The sequence below is a fragment of the Elioraea rosea genome (assembly GCF_007644105.1).
Classification (GTDB): Bacteria; Pseudomonadota; Alphaproteobacteria; order Acetobacterales; family Acetobacteraceae; genus Elioraea_A; species Elioraea_A rosea.
This window is the reverse complement of the sequence record NZ_VFAC01000026.1, coordinates 1-21972: the sequence shown is the minus strand read 5'-3', so window position 1 is coordinate 21972 and position 21972 is coordinate 1. Positions and strand designations below refer to the sequence as shown.

At 69.6% G+C, this 21972-nt stretch carries 19 protein-coding genes and 1 pseudogene; 8 read left to right on the top strand and 12 right to left on the bottom strand.

The features are described from left to right. Nucleotides 1-11 precede the first annotated feature (11 nt). The 4 genes from FIF60_RS15190 to FIF60_RS15175 all read right to left on the bottom strand — a co-directional run bounded on the left by FIF60_RS15190 (nt 12) and on the right by FIF60_RS15175 (nt 5938). Nucleotides 12-2162 carry a peptidase domain-containing ABC transporter gene (locus FIF60_RS15190; protein WP_144186946.1) on the bottom strand — a complete coding sequence of 717 codons (2151 nt, stop codon included), beginning with the start codon at nt 2160-2162 and terminating at the stop codon, nt 12-14. Next, complete coding sequence (locus FIF60_RS15185; RefSeq protein WP_144186945.1) at nt 2159-3784, bottom strand: ABC transporter transmembrane domain-containing protein; 1626 nt, start codon at nt 3782-3784, stop codon at nt 2159-2161. The genes FIF60_RS15190 and FIF60_RS15185 overlap by 4 nt, the downstream gene beginning before the upstream one ends. Before the next feature lie 146 nt (nt 3785-3930). Beyond that, on the bottom strand, nt 3931-5097 hold the full coding sequence (locus FIF60_RS15180; RefSeq protein ID WP_144186944.1) for an acetyl-CoA acetyltransferase: 1167 nt from the start codon (nt 5095-5097) through the stop codon (nt 3931-3933). Between the two features lie 79 nt (nt 5098-5176). Then, entirely contained in the window at nt 5177-5938 is a 762-nt protein-coding gene (locus tag FIF60_RS15175) for an amino acid ABC transporter permease (protein ID WP_144186943.1), read from the bottom strand. An 87-nt stretch (nt 5939-6025) separates the two neighbouring features. On the opposite strand from FIF60_RS15175, the gene FIF60_RS15170 reads away from it, so the two are divergent. The 3 genes from FIF60_RS15170 to FIF60_RS15160 are packed head-to-tail and all read left to right on the top strand — an operon-like array spanning nt 6026 to nt 8686. Continuing rightward, nucleotides 6026-6835, top strand: a complete 810-nt coding sequence (locus FIF60_RS15170) for a transporter substrate-binding domain-containing protein (protein WP_158639244.1) — start codon at nt 6026-6028, stop codon at nt 6833-6835. Continuing rightward, complete coding sequence (locus FIF60_RS15165; RefSeq protein ID WP_239451651.1) at nt 6742-8025, top strand: NAD(P)/FAD-dependent oxidoreductase; 1284 nt, start codon at nt 6742-6744, stop codon at nt 8023-8025. The genes FIF60_RS15170 and FIF60_RS15165 overlap by 94 nt, the downstream gene beginning before the upstream one ends. After that, entirely contained in the window at nt 8018-8686 is a 669-nt protein-coding gene (locus FIF60_RS15160; RefSeq protein ID WP_158639243.1) for a glutathione S-transferase family protein, read from the top strand. The genes FIF60_RS15165 and FIF60_RS15160 overlap by 8 nt, the downstream gene beginning before the upstream one ends. A gap of 11 nt (nt 8687-8697) precedes the next feature. Here FIF60_RS15160 and FIF60_RS15155 read toward each other — a convergent pair whose 3' ends face one another. Genes FIF60_RS15155 through FIF60_RS15130 form a run of 6 tightly spaced genes read right to left on the bottom strand, consistent with a single transcriptional unit; the run spans nt 8698 to nt 14085 of the window. After that, complete coding sequence (locus FIF60_RS15155) at nt 8698-9693, bottom strand: isopenicillin N synthase family dioxygenase (protein ID WP_144186939.1); 996 nt, start codon at nt 9691-9693, stop codon at nt 8698-8700. After that, nucleotides 9690-10820 (bottom strand): pyridoxal phosphate-dependent aminotransferase, encoded by a 1131-nt coding sequence (locus FIF60_RS15150; protein WP_144186938.1) that lies wholly within the window; start codon nt 10818-10820, stop codon nt 9690-9692. Before FIF60_RS15150 ends, FIF60_RS15155 begins: the two co-directional genes overlap by 4 nt. Beyond that, on the bottom strand, nt 10817-11455 hold the full coding sequence (locus tag FIF60_RS15145) for a phosphohydrolase (RefSeq protein ID WP_144186937.1): 639 nt from the start codon (nt 11453-11455) through the stop codon (nt 10817-10819). The genes FIF60_RS15150 and FIF60_RS15145 overlap by 4 nt, the downstream gene beginning before the upstream one ends. 16 nt (nt 11456-11471) lie before the next feature. Next, on the bottom strand, nt 11472-12485 hold the full coding sequence (locus FIF60_RS15140; protein ID WP_144186936.1) for a C-terminal binding protein: 1014 nt from the start codon (nt 12483-12485) through the stop codon (nt 11472-11474). Then, nucleotides 12482-13102, bottom strand: coding sequence for a carboxymuconolactone decarboxylase family protein (locus tag FIF60_RS15135; protein ID WP_144186935.1), 621 nt, complete (start codon nt 13100-13102; stop codon nt 12482-12484). The genes FIF60_RS15140 and FIF60_RS15135 overlap by 4 nt, the downstream gene beginning before the upstream one ends. Further along, nucleotides 13099-14085 (bottom strand): M14 family metallopeptidase, encoded by a 987-nt coding sequence (locus FIF60_RS15130; RefSeq protein ID WP_144186934.1) that lies wholly within the window; start codon nt 14083-14085, stop codon nt 13099-13101. Before FIF60_RS15130 ends, FIF60_RS15135 begins: the two co-directional genes overlap by 4 nt. A 99-nt stretch (nt 14086-14184) precedes the next feature. Between FIF60_RS15130 and FIF60_RS15125 the strand changes: the two genes are divergently transcribed. The 4 genes from FIF60_RS15125 to FIF60_RS15110 are packed head-to-tail and all read left to right on the top strand — an operon-like array spanning nt 14185 to nt 18127. Then, nucleotides 14185-14979, top strand: a complete 795-nt coding sequence (locus FIF60_RS15125) for an amino acid ABC transporter permease (protein WP_144186933.1) — start codon at nt 14185-14187, stop codon at nt 14977-14979. Nucleotides 14980-15004: 25 nt separating this feature from the next. Then, nucleotides 15005-15859 carry a transporter substrate-binding domain-containing protein gene (locus FIF60_RS15120; protein WP_204251211.1) on the top strand — a complete coding sequence of 285 codons (855 nt, stop codon included), beginning with the start codon at nt 15005-15007 and terminating at the stop codon, nt 15857-15859. 10 nt (nt 15860-15869) lie between these two features. Further along, nucleotides 15870-16757 (top strand): amino acid ABC transporter permease, encoded by an 888-nt coding sequence (locus tag FIF60_RS15115; RefSeq protein ID WP_144186932.1) that lies wholly within the window; start codon nt 15870-15872, stop codon nt 16755-16757. Further along, nucleotides 16754-18127: a formimidoylglutamate deiminase gene (locus FIF60_RS15110; protein WP_144186931.1), complete on the top strand. Its 1374-nt coding sequence runs from the start codon at nt 16754-16756 to the stop codon at nt 18125-18127. The genes FIF60_RS15115 and FIF60_RS15110 overlap by 4 nt, the downstream gene beginning before the upstream one ends. 17 nt (nt 18128-18144) lie before the next feature. On the opposite strand, the gene FIF60_RS15105 is transcribed toward FIF60_RS15110, so the two are convergent. Next, entirely contained in the window at nt 18145-19452 is a 1308-nt protein-coding gene (locus FIF60_RS15105) for a hemolysin family protein (protein WP_144186930.1), read from the bottom strand. Nucleotides 19453-19540: 88 nt separating this feature from the next. Further along, nucleotides 19541-21337 (bottom strand): PHA/PHB synthase family protein, encoded by a 1797-nt coding sequence (locus FIF60_RS15100; protein ID WP_144186929.1) that lies wholly within the window; start codon nt 21335-21337, stop codon nt 19541-19543. A gap of 159 nt (nt 21338-21496) precedes the next feature. Between FIF60_RS15100 and FIF60_RS15095 the strand changes: the two are divergent. Further along, nucleotides 21497-21972 (top strand): annotated as a pseudogene (locus tag FIF60_RS15095) (hypothetical protein); the annotation flags it as partial.

Sequence of the window (21972 nt, the reverse complement as noted above, 5' to 3'; positions counted from 1 at the left end):
CGAATGGCTCCTCACCTCTGCTGCGCCAGAAGCCGCACGGCGGAGGGGCGCTCGGCCTTGCGCTGCTCCTCCACCTGGCCGTCGGCGAAGCGGAACACCCTGTCGGCAAGTGCGATGTGGCTCGGCCTGTGCGTGACGACGAGGATCGTCGAGTTGCCCCGCAGCGCACCGATCACCCGTGCGACGGCAGCGGAGCCGTCATCGTCAAGCCCGTTCGCCGGCGCATCCATCAGGACGATGCGCGAGCGCCGAAGCAGGAGCCGCGTCAACGAGATGCGCGTGACGAGACTCGCCGCCACGACGCTGTCGCTGTTGTCGCCGAGCCTCGTGTCGAACCCCTCGGGAAGCGAGGCGACAAGCCTGTCGAGGCCGGTCTCCGCTGCTGCCTCGCGGATCTCGGCAGGCGTCGCGTCCGGGGCGGCGAACAGGAGGTTCTGCGTCACCGTCCCGTAGAGCAGCTGCGGCGTCGCAGGCGCGTAGGCGATCGCCCGGCGAAGCTCGACCGGGTCGAAGCGCCGGATGTCGAGGCCATCGATGCGCACGCTTCCCGCACTCGGGCGGTAGAGGCCGAGCACGGCGAGCAGGAGCGAGGTCTTTCCCGAGCCCGAGGGGCCGACGAGCGCGACGACCTCGCCCGCGCGGATTTCCGCCGACACGCCGAGCAGCGCTGGTTCGGCCTGCGGCAGATATCGGAGGCTCAACCGTGATATCGCGATATCGCCGCGCAGCTCGCCGACCGGCCGCGCCGGTGCCTTGGCATCACGCTCCGGCGCGAGCGCCATCATCTGGTCCGTCTGCCGGATGGATGTGCGCACCTGCTCCCAGCGCGAAAGGATGGTGAACGCCATCTGGATCGGGCCGAGCACGCGCCAGATCACCATCATCGCAGCGATCAGCGCGCCGGGGCCGATGCTTCCGGCCAGCACCGCATGCACCCCGAGTGCGACCGCGGAAAGGCCTGACAGGCCGATGGCGGCCTGGCCCAGTGCGGCCACCATCCCGCCGAGCGAACCGACCTCGGCACCGGCGCGTGCCGCTTCTGCCGCCGCCGCGCGGTGCCGCGCCCGCCAAACCTCGGCCGCACCGCATTGACGTATGAGCCGCATCGAGCCGAGCGCCTCGAGCGCCACCTCGTCGCGCTTCTGCGACGCAACCGCCGCGGCCGACACCGCGCGTCGCATCGCTCCGCGCACGCCGAGGAACAGCAGAGCGAACAGCATGATCGCGACAATCGGCGCGAACGCCACCGGCCCGCCGATCCCCGCGAGAAGCGCCACCAGAAGGAGGGCAACGGGCGCGTCGAGCGCGGCAACGGCGAGGCTTCCCGAGAAGAACTCGCGGACCGTCGAGAAATCGCGCAGCCGGTTGATCTGCGCGGAAAGCCCGGCGCGCTCGGTCATCGTGAGAGGAAGCGACAGGAGCCGGTCGAGCACCGCATGCGCTACGGTCCCATCGATCCGCTCGCCGACGCGCGCGAGGATGCCGAGGCGGGTCGCGCGGAATCCGGCCTCGAACGCGAGAGCGAGTGCCAGGCCCACCAGAAGCATCGGCAACGGGGCCGCCGTTCCGGCGCCGATCAGCACGTCGAACACCGCCATCGTGAACAGCGGCACGGCGAGCGACAGCAAAGCGAGCGCGACGCTCGCCGCGATGAGGGGCGGAAGCATAGGCCGGAACCCGAGAAGCATCGCGCGCACCCAGCCGTCCCGCGTCGGCGCCTGCGGCATCGCCTCGCTCAGGCAAAGGGCGGGGCGTGCGAGGTCCGCCGGGTCCAGCGGGGGTGACCAGGTGCCATCCTCGTTCACGCGGACCGCGCGGCCGGCATCGTCACGCACCGCGACGCTGATCGTCCCATCCGGCTCGATCAGGATCGCCGGTAGGCGTTCGAGGCGAAGTGCGCCGGCCCCGAGATGTTCGGTGCGATAGCCCAAATTGGCCAGAGTGACCCTGAGGCCGACGAGGTCGAGCGGGCCGGCGCAATGCGGCACGGCGCCGGCAAGCTGCGCTGCCGTGCCGCTCCAGCCGATCGCGGAGAGGAACTGGCCAAGCGCGCCTGTCGCCGGCCCCGGTTCGGCGATGCCGGGGGCGATCGCGACGGGAGGGCGCGGGCCATCGAGGCTGCCCCATGGCGAGGCGGAGAGCCAGGCAGGCGCCTCGCTCACGGCACCTCTCCCAGCCTTCCGTCGGCGAGCGTGTAGCGCCGCTCGGCCAGCGCCAGCGTGGAAGGCCGGGCGCTGACGAGTACGATCGTGCAATGGCCGCGAAGCCGCCCGAGCAGAAGGTGCACCGCCCGGTCGGCCGCCGGATCGAGGAAGACATTGGCTTCGTCGAACAGGACGATCCGCGGCGCGACGGCAAGAGCCCGGGCGATCGCGACGAGCTGCACCGCGCCACGCGGAAGCAGCGCCCCGCCCTCGCCGAGTGGTGTGTCATAGCCCTGGGGAAGGGTCGCTGCGATCGCATCGAGCCCGAGGTCGGCAGCGATTGCGCGAGCCCTGCCGGCAAGCGAGGGCCGATGCATCGTCAGGTTCTCGAGCAGCGTCCCGCGCACGAGTGCGCCCTGCGTAGGAAGCAGCGCGCACACCTCTGCGATGCTGTCCGGATCGACATCGGAAAGGTCCGAACCGTCGATCAGCACGCGTCCATGAGAGGGTGTCACCAGGCCCGCGATGAGCCGGAGAAGCGCGGTCTTGCCCGCCCCGTTTCGCGCGGTGATGCCGATGATCGCACCGGCTGGCGCGTGCAGGTCGAGCCCGCTGAGAACAGGCGAGCCGTCGTCGCGGCGGACAACGGCTCGCTCGATGCGGATCTCGCCGTGCCGCGCGGCGAGAGCGGGCAGCGGCGGTGGAACAGGCAGGGCGGTGATCTCCGCGAGCCTCTGCGCCGCGCCGCGCAGCACCTCGGCGCGGGTGAACACGGTGAGGGCGGAGGACAAAGGCTGGAGCGAGCGGCCGCAGAGGAGGAGGCAGGCGCCCAGCGCGCCGACCGTGATCCGCTCCTCGATCACCTCGACGGCCCCGAGGGCAGCCACAAGCGCGGATCCGATGCTGGCAAGCAGCAGCGCTGCGCCGTGCCCGTGGCCAGAGAGCGCAGCGAGCTTACGCCGTGCCGCCGCACAGCGCAGGATCAGCCGCTCGTTCCGGCGCAGCATCTGCTGCTCGAGCCCGAGTGCCTTGACCGTGTGCACATGGGCAAGCACGTCGAACAGCATGTTGAAGCGCCGCTCCTCACCCTCGGCGAGCGCGGCGACGGTGCGGCGGAGGCTTCGACCGACAAGCAGCGACACGGCGAGATAGAGCGCCGCGAGAAGCACGGGCACGGCGGCGAGCGTCGGCGACAGATGCGCCATCGCCGCGACGTAGACGAGGCAGAACGGCAGGTCGAGAAGCGCCTGGAAGGCCGCACCGGAATAGGCGTCGCGCACCGTCGCGATGCTCGCGAGGCGCTCGAGATAGAGGCCCGCACCACTCCGCTCGAAGCGCTCGATCGGCGTGCGCGACAGCACCCCCATCGCACGCGCCTGCGTGTTTGCCTCCCACGCCCCCCCCACGCGCGCGACGACACGCCCACGCAGGATGCGCAGCGCCGTCTCGAGCACCAGCGCGACGACGACGGCAGAGGCGAGCGCCCAGAAGGTCGCGACCCCGTTCTGCGCCAGCACGCGGTCATAGACGTGCAGCATCGCGATCGGCAGCGCGAGGGAGAGGAGGCTGATGAGAAGCGAGGAAAGGACGAGCTCGGCGGAAGCCCCGGAGAGGCTCCGCAGGATGGAAGGGGCCGCCATCCCCTGCAGTCCTGAGCTCGACACGCGACCCACCTCGCACACCGCCGCGCCACGGCCGATGCGGCGCGATCCGACGCACTATGGGCGGAGAGGCATCACCGTGCGGTTAATGGCAGCCTGGGCATGCCAGAGGCAGCGGCCACGCGTCAGCGAAGGGGTTCGAGCACCGAGACGTAGTTGGCGACGGCGACGCCGCCCATGTTGAATACCGCACCAAGCGATGCGCCGGGAACCTGCATCGCCCCCGCCGCCCCGGTCAGCTGCATGGCGGCGAGCGCGTGCATCGAGACGCCGGTCGCCCCGATCGGGTGGCCCTTGGACTTGAGGCCTCCGGAGGGATTGACCGGAAGCGTTCCGCCCATCCGCGTCCAGCCCTCCATGGCCGCGACGGGCCCCTTGCCTTCCGGAACGAGGCCCATCGCCTCGTATTCCAGAAGCTCGGCGATGGTGAAGCAGTCATGCGTCTCGACGAAATCGAGGTCATCGAGCGTGATGCCGGCCTCAGCCTTGGCATCCGCCCAGGCCTTGGCCGCGCCTTCGAACACGATCGGGTTGCGGAGGGAGAGCGGCATCAACTCGTTGACATGCACCGCCGAACGGAACCGCACCGCCTTCGTCAGGCTCCGCGCCACCTCCTCCGCCGCGAGCACGACCGCCGCAGCACCATCGGAGACGAGCGAGCAATCCGTCCGACGCAGAGGCGGCGCGACGTAGGGGTTGCGCTCATGCACCGAGCGGCAGAACTCGAAGCCGAGATCCTTGCGGATCTGCGCATAGGGGTTGTTCACGCCGTGCGCATGGTTCTTCGCGGCGATCATGGCGAGCGCGTCGGACTGGTCTCCCCAGCGCTGGAAATAGGCCTGGGCGATGCGGGCGAATACACCGGCGAAGCCGCCCTCAACCTCCGCTTCCTCGGCCCGGTAGCTCGCCGCGAGCAGCGCATCGCCCACCTTCGGCCCCGGCGTGGAGGTCATCTTCTCGACACCGATCACGAGCACGACCTTCGCGCGGCCCGCGGCGATCATGTCGCGCCCGGCATGGATGGCCGCCGTTCCTGTCGCGCACGCATTCTCCACGCGCACGGCAGGCAGGAAGCGCCAGGCAGGCACCGCGTTGAAGGCGAGCGAGGAGGGGAAGTCCTGCGCGCTGAAGCCGTTATTGAAGAGGCCGACCGCAAGGGCCTCGACATCCTCCACCGCAAGCCCGGCATCCTCGACCGCCGCCCGTGCGACGCGGTGGATCAGGCTTTCGATGTCGGGATCATCGAGTTTGCCGAACGGCGTATGCGCCCAGCCGACGATGCAGGCAGTCATCGATCCCTCCTCCTGGACTGGCCGGCCCGTTGTCCACCCTCCGGGTGCACTTGTCCACGACCGCCGCCAGGCTCGGGCTTCACGCCGGCTCGATCCGTCCCGGCGTCCGGCCGCTTACGGCGAGCCGGCGCTCGAGCCAGCGCACCCCGGCAGAGATCGCGATCACGAGAACGAGATAGCAGACGATCAGTACCGTGTAGATCTCGAGCGGCCGGAATACCGTGACCACCAGCTCATTCGCCTTCCGCGTCAGCTCCGGCAGGCCGATGACGGAGGCGAGCGAAGACATCTTCACGACATAGACGAACTGGTTGCCAAGCGCGGGCAGGATGCGGCGGATCGCCTGCGGCAGGATCACGAACCGCATCGACTGCCAGCGCGACAGGCCGAGCGCGGAGGCCGCCTCCCGCTGGCCATGCTCGACCGACTGGATGCCGGCTCGGAAGATCTCCGCCTCGAAGGCGCTGTCGCAGAGCCCGATCGCGAGCACGGCGGCGGCGAACACCTCGAGCCTGATGCCGGTGACGATCGGCAGGCCGTAGAAGGCCCAGAGGATCATCACGAGGATTGGGACGGCCCGGAACCCTTCCACCCAGATGCGCGCCGCGATGCGCGCGGGCCTTAGGGGGGCGGCGCCGAGCAGCGCGACGGCAAGTCCGAGCACCATGGAGAGCGCCATCGCGGCGACCGCGACCTGGATGGTCGCCGAGAAGCCCTCGAGGATGAAGGTGAGGTTTGACCACCCGCCCGGCGTTCGCGGATCGACGACATGCCAGCCGAAGCTCGATCCGCACGCTCCGAGCAGCAACAGGCACGCCACGGCGATGCCGGCACGGTGCATGGACTTCCCCTTTTGCAACACCGCGCCTACGCTGCACGTGCGAAGGCACGGCCACAAGCACGGGCCGGCAAAGGGGAGACATCTCTGATGAACAGACGGGAGATCGGGGCGGGGGCGGTTGCCCTCTCCGGCATCGCGGCAGCCATGCTTGCCTCCCCTGCCGCTGCTCAGCCAGCCTCGGGCTCGCGGCTCCAGGCGGTGCAGCAGGCCGGCGTGATCCGCTTCGGCACGACGGGCGACTTCAACCCGATGAGCTTCCGCGACCCGGCGAGCCGGGAGCTCAGGGGGCACCAGATCGACGCCGCACGCCAGCTCGCGGCTGACATGAACCTTCGCGCCGAGTTCGTGCCGACGGATTGGCGGACCCTGATCAACGGGCTTCAGGCCAACCAGTATGATGCGGTGTTCACCGGCACGTCGATGAGCGTCGCCCGCGCCATGGCCTCGGCCTTCACCATCCCGTGGGGCCGCAACGCCTTCGTCCCGCTCGTCGCGCGCGCCAACGCGGCCCGTTTCAAGGATTGGCCCGACCTGAACCAGCGCGGCGTCACCATTGGCACCAATCTCGGCACGACGATGGAACAGTTCGTCCAGGGCGCCCTGCCGAACGCAACGCTCCGCCGAGTCGAGAGCCCGGCGCGCGATTGGCAGGAGCTGCTCGCCGGCCGGGTCGACGCAACGATGTCGTCCCTGATCGAGGCAGCGTTCCTGACGAAGGAGTATCCGCAGCTCGTCTCCATCCTCGCCGACAAGCCGCGCAACCCGATCCCGATGGCCTTCATGGTCGCCGCAGGCGACCCGGGCTGGCTCACCTTCCTCAATGCCTGGATCACCATCCGCCAGGCGAGCGGCTTCTTCGACGAGATCAACACGCGCTGGGGCATCGTCCAGCTCTGAGCACGGGGACAGACGCCGCCCTCGCGGGGCTGACGCGCCGCGAGGGGCCTGGGCGCACCGTCGCGATCGTCGGCGGCGGGATAGGCGGGCTCAGCCTCGCCTGGGCGCTCGCTCGCCGCGGGCACCGCGTCACGCTCGTCGAGGGCGCCGCCCTGCCCAATCCGCGCGGGAGCTCTGCCGACGAAGGGCGGATCATCCGCCACGCCTACGGAACGATGGCCGGGTATGGTGCAATGATGCCGGCCGCATACCGGGCCTGGGCCACGCTGTTCGCCGAGACGGGCGCCGACCGGCTGGTCCGTGCGCGCGCCCTCTACATCCTGCGTGAGGAAGGGCCGTGGCAGGATGCGGTCGCGCGCACGCTCGCGGCCTCCGGACACGCCCTGACGGTGCTGGACGAGGCGGCGCTCGCCTCCTTCCCGATGGTCAATCGAGACGGCGTGCTGCGCGTGGTCGACGTCGCGGGCTCGGGAATTCTCGAGGCGGGAGCGATCCTCGCCGACCTCATCGCGCTCCTGCCACGCCTTGGCGTCGCGCTTCGGCCGGCCACCCGTGTCATCAGGCTGGATGCCGAGGCGGGGCGGCTTCACCTCGCCGACGGCGCGACGATAACGGCCGACCATGTGGTCGTTGCCGCCGGCACGGGCGCGCTGCGCCTCATGCCCGCAGAGGCCCGGGCTGCGGGGCTTCGCGCATCGGTCCAGACGCTCGCCTACCTCGACCCGCCCGGCGACCTCGCCGACGCCTGGGCGGACGGGCCGCTTCTGCATGCGCGGCTTCCCGGCCACCAGGCGGGCGGCGTCTATGTCCTGCCGCCGCGGCGCGGAGCGCGCCTCAAGATCGGCGACTACGCCACGAGCATCGACGCCGACCCGGAACGTGACCATGCCGCGCTCCGCGCCGACCGGGTCGCGGCACTGCTCGACGGCGGCGCTCGGGTGATCGCAGGGTTCGGCGACTACCGCATCGCGCAGCTCCGCCACTGCCACTACACCATGGTGCCGGACGACCGCTTCGTTCTTCGCAAGGCCGGCGGCCGTGCGACGCTTCTCTCGGCCTGCTCCGGCCATGGCTTCAAGCTCGCACCGCTGATCACGCTCGGCCTTGTCGCTGCGCTCGAGGGGCGTCTCGGCGACGACGCTCTGGGGCATTGGGCGGCAGGACGCATCGGGGAGGATGCGGATGGCTGAGCTCGTCCTCTACGGCAACGATGTCTCCGGCTACTGCTGCAAGGTGCGGATCATCCTCGCCCACAAGCACCGTGCCTGGCGCGACGAGGCGCCGCCGGACGGCTACGGCAGCCCCGCCTATCGCGCGATCGTTCCGGCCGGAACGATCCCCGCCCTGGTTCAGGGCAACCTCGTCCTGAGCGAGAGCGAGGCCATCGCCGAGTATCTCGACGAGGCTTGGCCCGACCCGCCGATGCTGCCCGGCGATGCCGCTGCGCGGGGAAGGCTACGCCAGCTCGCGCGCTTCCATGACAGCCGGCTCGAGCCGCCGCTGCGCGCGCTGTTCGCGCATGTCGCACCGGAGGCGCGGGACGACGCAACGGTCGACCGGCAGATGGCGCTCTACGCGCAGAGGCTCGGCGAGCTCGCCTCACTCGCGGTGCCCAGGCCGCTGCTCGGCGGCGAGGCGCTGACGCTGGCCGATTGCGGCTATCCGGCGACGTTCATGCTTGGCCGAGGCATGGCGGGCGCATTCGGACTCACCGTCGCGATGCCGGAAGCGCTCGCATCGTACGAGAAGGCGCTCGCCGCACACCCGTCGGTCATGCCAGCCCTCGCACGCTGCCGGGCGGCAACGGAGCAGTGGTTCGCCGCGAAGCTCGGCCGCCCCCTCGCCTTCTAGCAGACCGGACGCTACGACGCCGGCGCGGCCTCCTTGCGGTAGGCGAAGCTGCGCGCGAAGCGGCCGAGGATATGCGCCCCGCATGTCGTCGTCTCGTAGCGGGCAGGACTGTCCGCCGTGACGCAGGCAGGGATGGCGGTGATTTCCGTGTCGGGATGCGGGTCGTAGAACACGGCGATGGACTGCCGCTCCCGCCCGCTCGCATTCACCACGCGATGCGGCGTGGAAACGAACAGGTCGTTCGTCCAGCGCGCCATCAGGTCGCCGATGTTGATGACGTAGGTGCCCGGAATGGGCGGCGCAGCGATCCATTCCCCGCGCCGGTTCTGCACCTGAAGGCCGCCGGTGTCGTCCTGCGCGAGGATGGTGATGCACCCATAGTCGGTATGGGCGGAGACGCCGAACTGGCTTTCGCCGAGCTCGGGGGGCTGCGGCGGATACCAGATGGCGCTGCCGCGGGCGAGTGGCTTGGCAAAGGCGGCGGCGAAATGATCGGGAGGCAGATCAAGCGCGGCGGCGAAGCCGCGCAGCAGCCTCTGCCCGCAGGCCAGCACCTCGGCGTAGTAGGCCGAGAGCGCCGATCGGAAGCCCGGCATGGCCGGCGGCCACTGGTTCGGGCCCATCAGCGGCTTGCCAGCCTGTACGTCAGGGTCCCTCTCGGACAGCTCGAGGCCGAAGATGAAGCTCTCCTTCAGGTCGGGCCGCTTCGCGCCGTCCATCACCGCCCCGCCCGGTGCGAGCCAGCCGCGATGCAGCGCGTTCACCCGAACCGTCGCCTTCGTCTCCTCCGGGCTTCGGAAGAAGCGGCGCGCCTCGGCGAACGCGGCATCGATCACCGTCTGCGGCACGCCGTGATTGGCGATGTAGAAGAACCCGACTTCCGTGGCGGCGCGCCTGATCGCTGCGCCGACGGCAGCGAGCCCTGGCTCCCCTGGTGCGCACAGTCCGGCAAGGTCGATCACCGGGATCTCGCTGAAGTCGACCTGTCGTGCCGTTGCGTACCTCATGGCAGCGTCTCCTCGGGCATGCGTGCGTTTGTGCCGAGCGCGGCAGCGAGCGCCTCGAGCGCGAGAGCGTTCTCCCCCGTCGTGCCGACGGAGATGCGGAGCGCGGTATCGTAGCCGGCCGGTTCGCGGAACCCGCGGGCGAGCACGCCGCGCGCAGCCATCGCGGCAAGCACGGGCTCGACCGGCCGGCCGATATCTGCCGAGACGAAGTTCGCGACCGACTGCCACGGCGCGAAGCCAAGCGCGCGGAACCCCGCCGCAAGCTGTTCCCGGCCCGCGCGGGTCCCCTCGATCACCCGTGCGAGGTGCGCCTCGTCCTCGAGGGCGGCGGCAGCCATCGCGACCGACATGGCGGAGACCTCGAAGATCGGCCGCACCGACCCGATCGCCTCGACGACATCCTCGCCCGAGCAGACGCCATAGCCAAGGCGCGCACCGGCAAGGGCATAGGCCTTCGAGAAGGTTCGCGAGACGATCCACGGCCCGCGTCGTCCCCGTACGAGAACGGCAACGGCATCCGGCCCGCCGGCAGCCCGGCTGAACTCCGCATAGGCCTCGTCGACGCAGAGAAGCACCGTCTCCGGCACGCCGCGGGAAAGCGCCGCGAGCGCGGCCTCGTCGAGCATGCCGCCGGTATTGCCGTTCGGCGTGCAGGCGAAGACGAGACCGGTATCCGGCCCGATCGCTGCAAGCATCGCAGGCACGTCATTCGCACCATCGGGCGAGACCTCGATGGGCACGGCACGCGCACCGGCGATCGCTGTCGAGAGTCGGTAGCGGGGGAAGGACGGGCGCGGAAAGATGCAGGATCGGGACGGATCGAGGGCAACCATGCAGGCGTAGTGGAGGATGAGGTCGGAGCCTGCCGCCAGCACGATCCGCCGCGGGGCGACGCCGGTGCGCGCGGCGAGCAGGGACACGAGCGGCTCGCCTTCGCCGGACGGGTAGCGGTTGACGCCGGCCGCGGCTTCCGCCGCAGCCGCGATCGCGCGCGGGCTCGGACCCCAGGGACACTCGTTAAGGTGCAGCCGCGCCCGCGGCGGTGCTCCGGCTGCGCCGCCTCCTGCCCGCATCGGTGGCGCGAGGCCCGCCACGCGCGTCGGCATCCAGGATGGTTCGCCGGTCATGGCGCGGTGCCCTCCACCTGGAATCGCCGCGCCGGTGGTCGCGCGAACAGCCTGCGCACCATGGGCGCGAAAGCCTCGATCGGCAATGTCGGGAACGAGGGGTCGATCGCGCTCTGGTCGAACCGTGCGACGAAATCGGCGGCATCGGCGAAGAAGGGATGGCCGAGGAACCGATCGCGCTCGCGCCCGTCGAAATGCGGATGGTCATGGGCATGATGCGTCTGGAAGATCTGATGCATCTCGAGCACCCAGCGGTTCCTCTCGCTGACATAGGGCCTCAGCAGGGCGGCGGCGAACTCGCCATGGCTCGGGCCAGCGATGGTGAAGCCGATGTCGTGCAGCAGCGCGACCACCACGAACTCCTCATCGGCGCCCGACTGCAGCGCCATCGTCGCCGCCTGAAGACCATGATCGTACATCGAGAGCGTGTAGCCGAAGCTCGGATCGCCGCGCGCCGCGGCGAACAGGCCGAGCACCAGCTCCGCCTGCCGGCCCTGCATGTAGGCCTTGCGCTGTGCCTCGATCATCCGCCACTCGGCGCCATCGAGCAGGTCGAGCGCCGGCTTCTCGACAAAGCTGAAATCCGCCCGCCAGAGCTCGGGCCGGCGCGGGCGTTCCGCAATCGGTTCGTCCATTGCCTTCCCTTCCCCTTCAGAGCGCGTCGGGCGGATAGACATTGCGCAGCTTGCCCTCGCCCAGGAACAGCGCCGCCGTCTCTGCCGCCTTGCGTCGCATGTCGCTCTGCGCCTCGGGAGAGTGGAATGCAGCATGCGGGGTGATGAGAAGCCGCTGCCGGAGCCAGCCCTCCCCCGCGAGCCACGCGGCGATCAATGGATCGGCCGGATCGGGCGGCTCGTCGGGCAGCACATCGAGGCCGGCGGCATGGACGTGCCCGCCACGCAGCGCCTGGGCCAGCGCTGACAGGTCGAGGATGGCGCCGCGCGCGGTGTTGACGACGATGGCACCGGGCGCGAGTCGGGTCAGCCCGGCAGCATCAATCATGCCCTTCGTTTCCAGCGTGAGTGGCGCGTGGATCGTCAGGATGTCGGCGCCGTCGAGGGCTTCTGCGAGCGTCTCAGCACGCTCGAGCCCGAGCGCACGGTCGACCCCCTGCGGCAGATGCGGATCGTGGAACACCACCCGCGTGCCGAACGCCTTGAGGCGCAGCGCCACTGCCGTGCCGATGCGACCGAGACCGACGACCGCTGCGCGCTGCGCGTCCATCCGGCGAAGTCCTCCGGCGGCCTCCCAGCCCCAGTTGCCCCGTAGGTCGGCCCGCAGGGCCGCGTCATAGGCGGCGACGCCGCGTCTCAGCGCGAGGATCATCGCCACTGCATGGTCGGCAACCTCGGTCGTGCCGTAATCGGGCGTGTTGCACAGCGCGATGCCACGTGCGGCAAGGGCGGCACGGTCGACCCGGTCGACGCCGACACCGTAGCGGACGACGATGCGGCAACGATCGAGCAGCGCGACGCGCGCGGCATCAAGCCGGAAGCGGAACAGCATCACCGCATCGGCTTCGCGCCATCGCTCCGCCTCGATGGCCTCGGGGCTGCCCACCCGCGCATAGTCGAGCACCGCGTCCGCGCCGAAGGCGTTCCGCTCGACATCGTTTCCCTCTTCCGAAAAGGGAAAGCCCGGAAAGAGGATCCGCGGCGCGCTCATGCATGCTCCCAGTCATCGAGCGAGCGGGTGTTCGGTGGCGAGAGGCCGAGCACGTCACCGGCCGTCGTGACGCCGAGCCCGTTGAGCAGGCGGTTCGAATAGTTGAAGTAGGCGCAGACCTGGTTCGCCTCGAAAATGTCGGCGTCCGTCGCGCCAGCATCCCGAAGCGCCGCGACATCCCTCTCCACCATCGCCTGCGGCGTCAGGGTCAGCTTCCGGACATAGCGAAGCAGGGCGAGTTCCTTGCCGGAGAACACCGCCTCGGGTCTATCGGCGACCAGTGCCGCGTGGATCTCCTGCCCCCTCGCCTCGCCAACCAGCCGGCAGAGGCCGGCGTAATGATGCGCAACGGAATAGTCGCAGCGATTCGCAAGGCTTGTGTACACGCCGAGCGTCTCGAGGAACCACACCGGCGTGGTGTTGCCAGCGTGATGCAGCACGGACTTGTACAGGGCGCTGTGCCCCTCCATCGTGTGCGGCCGGAGCGAGTGGGCGCGCATCACGTTATCCACGCGGTCATCGGGGCCCTTCACGCGGTCGTAGAGGGTGCGCAGGTAGCCCTCGCTCTCCGCGTAGGGAACCAAGCGTATCCAGGCCGGATTGGCTTCGTCGCTCACGCGTCCTCCTCGACATCCTCGGCGATCAGGGCGGCATGGTCACCCGGCTCGAGCCTGCCGCGCGCGGCGACGGCAAGAACGAGGCCGGACAGGTTCGCGCACAGCCTGAGAGGTGGCCGCCGCGGTTCGCGCCAGTGATGCAGCACCGCGACGGCTTCGCCCGCGACGACGCTGTCTCCGGCGGTGACGATCGGCTCGACGATCCCGTCGGACGGAACGACGACGGCCGATTGCGGGTGTTTCAAGGCAACCATGCGCTGCGCAGCCGGTGGCGGAACGGAGCCGCACATGAGCCCGGCATGGGCCAGCAGGCCGAGGACCGCCTCGCGTCCACGCGTCAGCGAGCGCCGATCGATGCGCCCTCCGCCGCCAAGTTCCATCGCAACCATCGGCACGCCGGCGGCAGCGCAGGCGCTGTTCAGGCTGGTCGTCGACGAGGTCGCCCCGAGCACCTGGATCACAGGCAGGCGCGTCGCACGCGCGGCGGCGAGATTGGCGGCATGGAGGTCCGTGTCGCTCGTGCGGGTGGCGAGCGCTGCATCGGCATAGATCGCGGTGCTGCCCCCGGAATGGAGATCGGCCACCAGCGCGCAGGAGGGAAGCACGGTCTCGACGAAGGCGGCAATGGTGCGCGTGGGGCCAGGCGGCGCGCCGTTGAGAAAGGCGCGGTTGAGATTCATTCCGTCCAGGGGCGAGACGCGCGTCGAGGCTGCGACCGCCGGCCGGTTGAGCCCCGGCAGCACGATCACCCGCCCCGCCAGAGCATCGGGGTCGAGCTCATGGATCAGGGCGAGCAGGATCGCCTGGCCTTCGTACTCGTCGCCATGATTGCCTGCGGCAAGGAGAACGGTCGGACCTGACGTTCCGGCCAGCACGGCGATCGGCACCGGCACGTGGCCGAAGGCATGACGGTCGTCGGAATGGACGAGCCGGAGCGCGCCGATCTGCCTCCCGCGTGCGTCGAGGTCGATGTCGCAGAACAAGCCTGTCTCCTTGCGCCGCGATCATTGACTTGCATGGCCCGGACAGCAACAGTTTGTTGCGTCGCAACGAATAGGATGTGGAACAGGACCGGGGCGGGAATGGAGCGTTCCCTCGCGCTGCTTCGCACGCCGACCGGCGAGGCGGCGAGGCTGATCCTCCTTGCCATCGGCATGCTGTGGCTCATCGTCAATGGGGCGACGAGCTTCGGCTACAGCTGGCAATGGCACCGCGTCCCGCGCTATCTCGGACAGAGCTTCGAGGGCTCCTTCTGGCCCGGCCCCCTGCTCAAGGGGCTCGGCGTGACCGTCGAGATCTCCGCCGCAGCACTCGTCCTGTCGCTTGCGATCGGGCTCGTCACCGCGCTCGCACGGCTGAGGGGCTCGCGCCTCGGCCAGGGTGTCGCGCGCGTCTATCTCGAGATCATCCGCAACACCCCGCTCCTGATCCAGATCTACCTCTTCTACTTCGTGCTCGCCCCCATCGTCGGCATGTCGCGCTGGTGGGTCGCGGTGCTCAGCCTCGCTCTGTTCGAAGGCGCCTCGATGAGCGAGGCGATGCGCGGCGCCGTTCTCGCCGTCCCGCGCGGACACTGGGAGAGCGCGGCCGCGCTTGGCTTGAGCGAGGGGCAATGCTACCGCCGCGTCGTGCTGCCGCAGGCGCTTCGCATCGCCCTCCCCGCGCTGGCCGGCCGCGCCGTCTCTCTGGTCAAGGCATCGGCGATCGTGAGCGTCATCGCGGTGTTCGACCTGACGACCGAGGGTCGGAACATCATCAGCGACACGTTCATGACCTTCGAGATCTGGCTCACCGTCGCTGCCCTCTACCTGCTCATCACCACGCCGCTCTCGCTTGCCGCGCAAGGGCTCGAGAGGCGGCTCAGCACCCCGACCTGACCGCGCGATCAAGGAGAGACGACACATGAACCGACGCGACATGCTCAATGGCCCCGCCCTCGGCGCCGCAGGCGGCGCGCTCCTGGCAGGCGGCCTGATCAGCCCGGCACAGGCGCAGGGCGATGTGCGCGCGCAGCTTGCCGGCGCGAGCCTGGTCGAGGAGATCAAGCGACGCGGCACGCTGCGCGTCGGGCTCTCGACCTTCGTGCCGTGGGCGATGCGCAACCGCGGGGGCGAGCTCGTCGGCTTCGAGGTCGATGTCGCGACGCGGCTGGCGGCAGACATGAACGTCCGCCTCGAACTCGTACCGACCGCATGGGACGGGATCATTCCCGCGCTGCTAGCGGGGCGGTTCGACGCGATCATCGGCGGCATGAGCGTGACCATCCCGCGGAACCTCACCGTCAACTTCACCGACCCCTACCACCAGACGGGCATCGGCATCTTCGCCAACAAGCGCCTGGCGGACGGGTGGGCGACGCTCGCGCAGTTCAACCGGCCGGATGTTACGATCGTCGCCCGCCGCGGCACGCCTGCCGCCAACAGCGTCGGCGTGCACATGCCGCGCGCCACCCTGCGGCAGTTCGACGAGGAGGCGCCCGCGCTTCAGGAAGTGGTGAACGGCCGCGCCCATGCCATGGTGGGGTCGATCCCGCTGCCCGCTCACAGCGTGAAGCGCTATCCCGATGTGCTGGTCCGCCCGTTTAACGAGCCCTACCAGCGCGCCATCTCGGCCTTCGCGGTGCGCAAGTCCGACATCGACGCGCTGAACCTCTTCAACAACTGGATCAGGCTTCGGCAGATCACCGACAGCTTCCTCGCAGACCGTGCGGCCTACTGGTTCGACGGTCTCGACTGGGAGGACCAGATCCAGCGCTGACAGGAAGGCGATGGAGCTCTGGGGCAGGCGCCGTGGCGCGCGGCTCGCCGACGCGGCGCTGCTCCTTCTGCTCGCCGCGGGCATCGGCTACGTCGCCTGGTCGGCAGCGACGACGCTTCGCTACAATTGGAACTGGTCACTCATCCCAGGCTTCCTCCTCCGCATCGACGCGACGGGGCGGCCGGTTCCGAACCTGTTGCTGCTTGGCGTCTTCAATACGCTCCGGCTCGCGATCTGGGGCATGCTCGGTGCCGCGCCGATCGGACTGGCGGTCGCGCTCATGCGGCTGTCGGGAGACCGGTTCCTCCGCCTCGTCGGCGCGCTCTATGTCGAGCTCGTCCGCAACACGCCCGCACTCGTGCTTCTGTTCATCCTCTACTTCTTCGTCTCCGCCCAGGTCACGCCGCTGCTCGGGATCGACCGCGCTGCGGCAACGATGGGGCCGGTCGCGCGCGCCATCGTCACCATCATCGCCTCCCCGCCCGACCTGCTCGTCGGCTTCGTTTCGGGCGCAATCTGCCTCGCCCTGTTCGAGGGGGCCTTCATCGCCGAGGTGCTTCGCGCCGGCATCCTTTCGGTCGAGCGTGGGCAGTGGGAGGCAGGCTCGAGCCTCGGCCTCTCGCGCTGGCAGGTGCTTCGCCTCGTGGTCGTGCCGCAGGCCGTGTCGCGAAGCCTTCCTCCGCTCGGCAACCAGTTCATCGCGCTGGTGAAGGAAAGCTCGATCGTGTCGATCGTGTCGATCCAGGATCTGACCTTCATGGCGAACGAGGTGGCGGTCAGTTCCGGGCGCGTGTTCGAGGTGTGGATCACCACCTCCGTGCTCTACTTCATCATCTGCTTCTGCCTCTCGCTCCTGTTCGCGCGGGCCGAAGCGCGTGCGAGGAGGGCGACGCGATGAGGACGCTTTTCGCGCCATCGGCCCTGCTGCCCGACGGCTGGGCCCAGCAGGTCGTGATCACGCTCGACGAGGCCGGCACGTTCGCCGCCATCTCCGCTGGTGCCTCGCCGGATGGGGCCGAGCGCCTCGCCGGCCCCGTGCTGCCGGGCATGACCGACGTGCACAGCCACGCCTTCCAGCGCGCCATGGCGGGGTTGACCGAGCGTCGCGGCCCGACGGGCGATGACCATTTCTGGACCTGGCGCGAGATCATGTACCGGTTCCTTGCGCGACTGAGCCCGGACGATGTCGAGGCGATCGCGGCACATCTCTGCATATCGCTTCTCAAGGGCGGGTTCACCACGCTCGCCGAGTTCCACTACCTCCAGGCAGACCCCGATGGCCGCCCCTATGTGGAGCCTGGCGAGATGGGGCTCCGCATCATCGAGGCGGCGCGGCGGAGCGGCATGGCACTCACGCTTCTGCCGTCGCTCTACCGGCAGGGCGGGTTCGGAACGCCCCATACCGGCGGCCAGAAGCGGTTCGTTCTCGATGATGCCGCGCTCTCTGCCTCGCTCGCTCGGTTCCGGCGCGAGGCGGCGCATGACCGGCTGCTTCGCGTCGGCCTCGCGCCGCACAGCCTGCGGGCAGCGGCCCTCGGCGACATCGCGCGGTGGGTCGCCACCGTGCGCGCCGAGGACGCCGCCGCGCCGATCCACATCCACGCAGCGGAGCAGCCGCGCGAGGTTGCCGAGTGCCTCGCCGCCACGGGCCGGCGCCCCGTCGGGCTGATCCTCGAGGCGCTGCCTGTCGATGAACGGTGGTGCCTGATCCACGCGACGCATCTCGCGCCGGAGGAGATCGACGGCCTCGCCGCTTCGGGAGCGGTGGCCGGCCTCTGCCCGACGACCGAGGCCAATCTCGGAGACGGCGTGTTCCCCTTGCCGCGCTATCTCGAGCAGCAGGGCCGGTTCGCCATCGGAACGGACAGCCATGTCGGCGTGGCCGCAGCCGAGGAGCTGCGCAGCCTCGAGGCGAGCCAGCGTCTCGCGACGCTCCGCCGCGCCGTGGCGACCACGCCGGAAGAGCCGTCCGCAGGCACGCTGCTGTGGCGGCGCGCGGCGGAGGCAGGTGCGGCCGTCTGCAACCAGCCCGCGGGCGCAATCGCCCCGGGGCGCCGTGCGGATCTCGTCGTGCTCGATGGCGCCTCGCCGTTCCTCGCCGGCCGGACCGGAGCGCTTGCGGCAGATACGCTCGTCTTCGCCGGCGGGTCCGACCTGGTGCGGGATGTGATGGTCGGCGGCACCTGGGTTGTGCGCGACAAGCACCATCGGGACGAGGAACGGGCCGAAGCAGCCTTCGCGGCGACGATGCGGCGGCTCCTGGCCTGAGCGCGCGACGCCTCTCCTCAGACGTCGGGCACCACGCCCGCGGTGGGGCGGACGATCACCTTGTCGATGCGCCGGCCGTCCATGTCGACCACCTCGAACACGTGATTCTCCCACGCGATCTGGTCGCCTTCCGAGGGAATGCGGCCAGCGATCGTCAGGATCAGGCCGGCGAGCGTGTTGTAGTCGCCCTCCGAGGGGAGTTCCGGCAGGCCTAGCCGCGCCCTCACCTCGTCTGCGGGAAGCAGGCCGTCCATGAGCCAGCTTCCATCCGCCCTGCGCGCGCAGGTCGGCGTGTCGGCGACGGTTCCTCCCGCCACCTCGCCGACGATCGCCTCGAGCATGTCGTAGGCCGTGACCACCCCCTCGAAGCTGCCGTACTCGTCGACGACGAAGGCAATGCCGAGCCGCTCCCGCCGCAGGATCTCGAGCGCCTGCAGCACGCTCATGCTGTCGGGGAGCGCGGTGGGGCGTACCAGCGCCGCGGCGAGGCGCAGCGTCTCGCCGCCGAGCACCTGGTCCAGCAGATCCTTCGCCCGAACCACGCCGACGACGTTGTCGAGGCTGCCGTCGCAGACGACGAAGCGCGCATGCGGGCTTTCGCGGATCTGCTCGACGATCTCGTGTGGCGGGTCGGCGCGGTCGAGCCAGGCCACCTCCGTTCGCGGCGTCATCACCGCGCGAACCGACCGGTCGGGGAGGCGCAGGACGCGTTCGATCATGCGCTGCTCCTCGTGCTCGATGACGCCCGCGGCCGCGCTCTCCTGCACGAGCGCCTTCACCTCCTCCTCGGTGATCTGGCTCTGCTCCGGCTTCGCCGCGCCGAACAGGGCGAGCACCGCCCCCGACAGCACGCGGAGAAGCCAGACGGCCGGCGAGGCCGCACGCGAAACGGCGGTAAGGAACGGGGCAAGCGCCACGGCAAGCGTCTCGGGACGCCTGAGCGCGAGCGTCTTCGGCACGATCTCGCCAAGCACGATGGAGGCGAGCGTGATGACGGCGACGACGATCGCGAAGGCGACCGCCTCTCCGTTAGGCGAGATGAAGGCGAACCGGTCGAGCACGGCACCGAGCCGGAAGGCGAGCGTCGCGCCGCCGAAGGCGCCGGCAAGCACGCCGACGAGGGTGATGCCTACCTGGACGGTGGGCAGGAAGCGCTGCGGGTCCTCCGCGAGCGCGAGCGCCGCGGCAGCGCCGCGGACACCCTTCCGTGCCATCGCCTTCAGCCGCGGCTTCCGCGACGACACGACGGCAAGCTCGCTGAGCGCGAGCACGCCGTTGAGGCCGATCAACAGAAGGATGACGAGGATCTCGAGCGCGATGTCCATGCCCACCCGTCCTCCGGGCTCCCTGCCCGGAGGCTTCGTGACGAGATGGGAACTCTAGCCGAGCCTGGCGCCGCGTGCGACGCCCGGCTCAGTTGGCCATCAGCTTGACGTAGGAACCCGGCGCCGGCTCGATCGCCCTCAGCTTGCCGGCACCCGGCTCGCGCGCCTTCACCGTCTCCGGCGCGAGGGACGAAACCCAGCGCTGCCAGTCCGGCCACCAGCTGCCGGCGAGCTCCGTCGCGCCGGCGAACCAGTCATCCGGCGATTCGGGAAGCTCGGTGTTCACCCAGTGGCTGTACTTGCCGGATTCCGGCGGGTTGACGACGCCTGCGATGTGCCCCGACGCGGCCAGGACGAAGCGCTTCGGACTCTTGTAGATCTGCGTCGCACGATAGGTGCTCTTCCAGGGCGCGATATGGTCCTCGCGCGTCGAGAGCAGGTAGGTTGGGATCGAGATCCGGCCGAGATCGATCCCGACCCCGTCGAGCTCGATGCCGCCGGGCGTGATGAGCCGGTTCTGCTGGTACATCTGCCGTAGGTAGAAGCTGTGCATCGCCGCCGGCATGCGCGTCGAATCGCTGTTCCAGTACAGCAGGTCGAAGGGGAACGGCTCCTGCCCGAGCAGGTAGTTGTTCACGACGAAGGACCAGATGAGGTCGTTGGCGCGCAGCATGTTGAAGGTCACGGCCATCTCGTGCCCTTCGTGGAAGCCGCGCTTCTCCATCTTCTCTTCCATCGCCTTGAGCTGCTCCTCGTCGATGAAGATGGAGAGCTCGCCCGCTTCGGCGAAGTCGACCATTGTGGTGAGGAAGGTGGCGCTCTTGATGCGCATGTCCTTCTTCGCCGCCATCCAGGAGAGGGTGCAGGCGGTCAGCGTACCGCCGATGCAGTAGCCGATCGCGTTCACCTCGCGCTCGCCCGTCGCCTTCTCGATGGCATCGAGCGCGGCGAGCGGGCCTTCCTTCATGTAGTCGGCGAAGCTTTTCTCGGCGAGCTGCTCGTCGGGGTTCACCCAGGAAATGACAAACACCGTATGACCCTGCGAGACCGCCCAGCGGATGAAGCTGTTCTTTGGCCTGAGGTCGAGGATGTAGTACTTGTTGATCCAGGGCGGCACGATCAGGAGCGGGCGCTTCAGTACCGTCTCCGTCGTCGGGCTGAACTGGATGAGCTGCATCAGGGCGTTCTGGTAGACGACCTTGCCCGGCGTGGTGGCGATGTTCTCGCCGACCTTGAACGCCTCGTAATCCGTCATGCGGATCTGGAGGTTGCCCTTGCCGCGCTCGAGATCGGCGAGAAGGTTGTTCAGCCCCCGGACCAGGTTCTCGCCGCCGGTCTCGACCGTCTTGCGCAGCACCTCGGGGTTGGTCAGCAAGAAGTTCGAGGGCGCCATCGCGTCGACGAACTGGCGCGTGTAGAAATCGACCTTCTGCGCCGTGCGCTCGTCGAGCCCCTCGACGTCCTTGACGACGTTCTGGATCCAGCGCGCCGAGAGCAGATAGCTCTGCTTGATGAAGTCGAAGACCTCGTTCTCCTGCCAGTCCTCATGCTTGAACCGGCGGTCGCCGGCGGCCGGGCTGGCAACGGGATCGGGGCTGTCGCCCATCATCCTTCGCGCCGTGTTCTGCCAGAGCAGCATGTAGTCCTGCCAGAAGCTCATATGCGCTTGTACGAGCTTGGCGGGGTTGGCCATCATCCGCGCCGTCATCTCAAGGAAGGCGCCGCCGATGTTCATCGGGTCGAGCCCGGGCACGCCGCCGTCGCCCTGGCGCTTGAGAAACTCCATCACGATCCGCTGGCTGCGGCTTGCGATGTCGGCCATGTTTCGGCTCAACATGGCGGGATCGGGCATCTTGAAGGACTGGCTGGCCTTGTCTTCGGCCATGGATGAGACCCTCTCTGGAGCAGGACCGCGCATGTTGCGGCGCATCACGTGAGACTTCAGTCGCTGCCGGACCCTAGAGCGCGCTCCCTGGCCGATCAAGCGACGCCAGGACAGAAGAGGGCTGCATCGGCCTTCGCAACCGCGGCAGGGGTGCTGGGTTTGGCGACACTCGCGGCCTGCGGCCCGAGCGTCGACCCGATCGAGCGGGCCCGTGTGGCGGCGGGTCGCGCGCCGACGACGACGCTCCCGGCAGTGCCCGGGGAGGACCAGCCCTATCCGAGCCTCGGCTCGGTACCGCCTCGGCCGGAGACCACCGCGCCGGCGGAGCGCCAAGCATTGGCCGACCGCCTCGTCGCCGACCGGACCAATGCCCGGTATGTCGGCCAGCCCGTCGTGCCGACGCGGCCGGTCGTCCAGCCCACCACGCAGCGCGCGGCCGTCGAGGCCGCCCCGCTCGCCCAGCCCTCCTCGGGGCTGCTCGGGGCCGAGGACACGCCAGGCGAGCCGCTCGGGGTGGCGAGACCGATTGGTGCGCCACCGACGCCGGATCCGCCGCCGATCGCCGGTGCCCCGCCCGCTGCGCCGGCAGCGGCGGCAACGGATGCGGTCGCGCCAGAGCCGCGCACGACCACGAT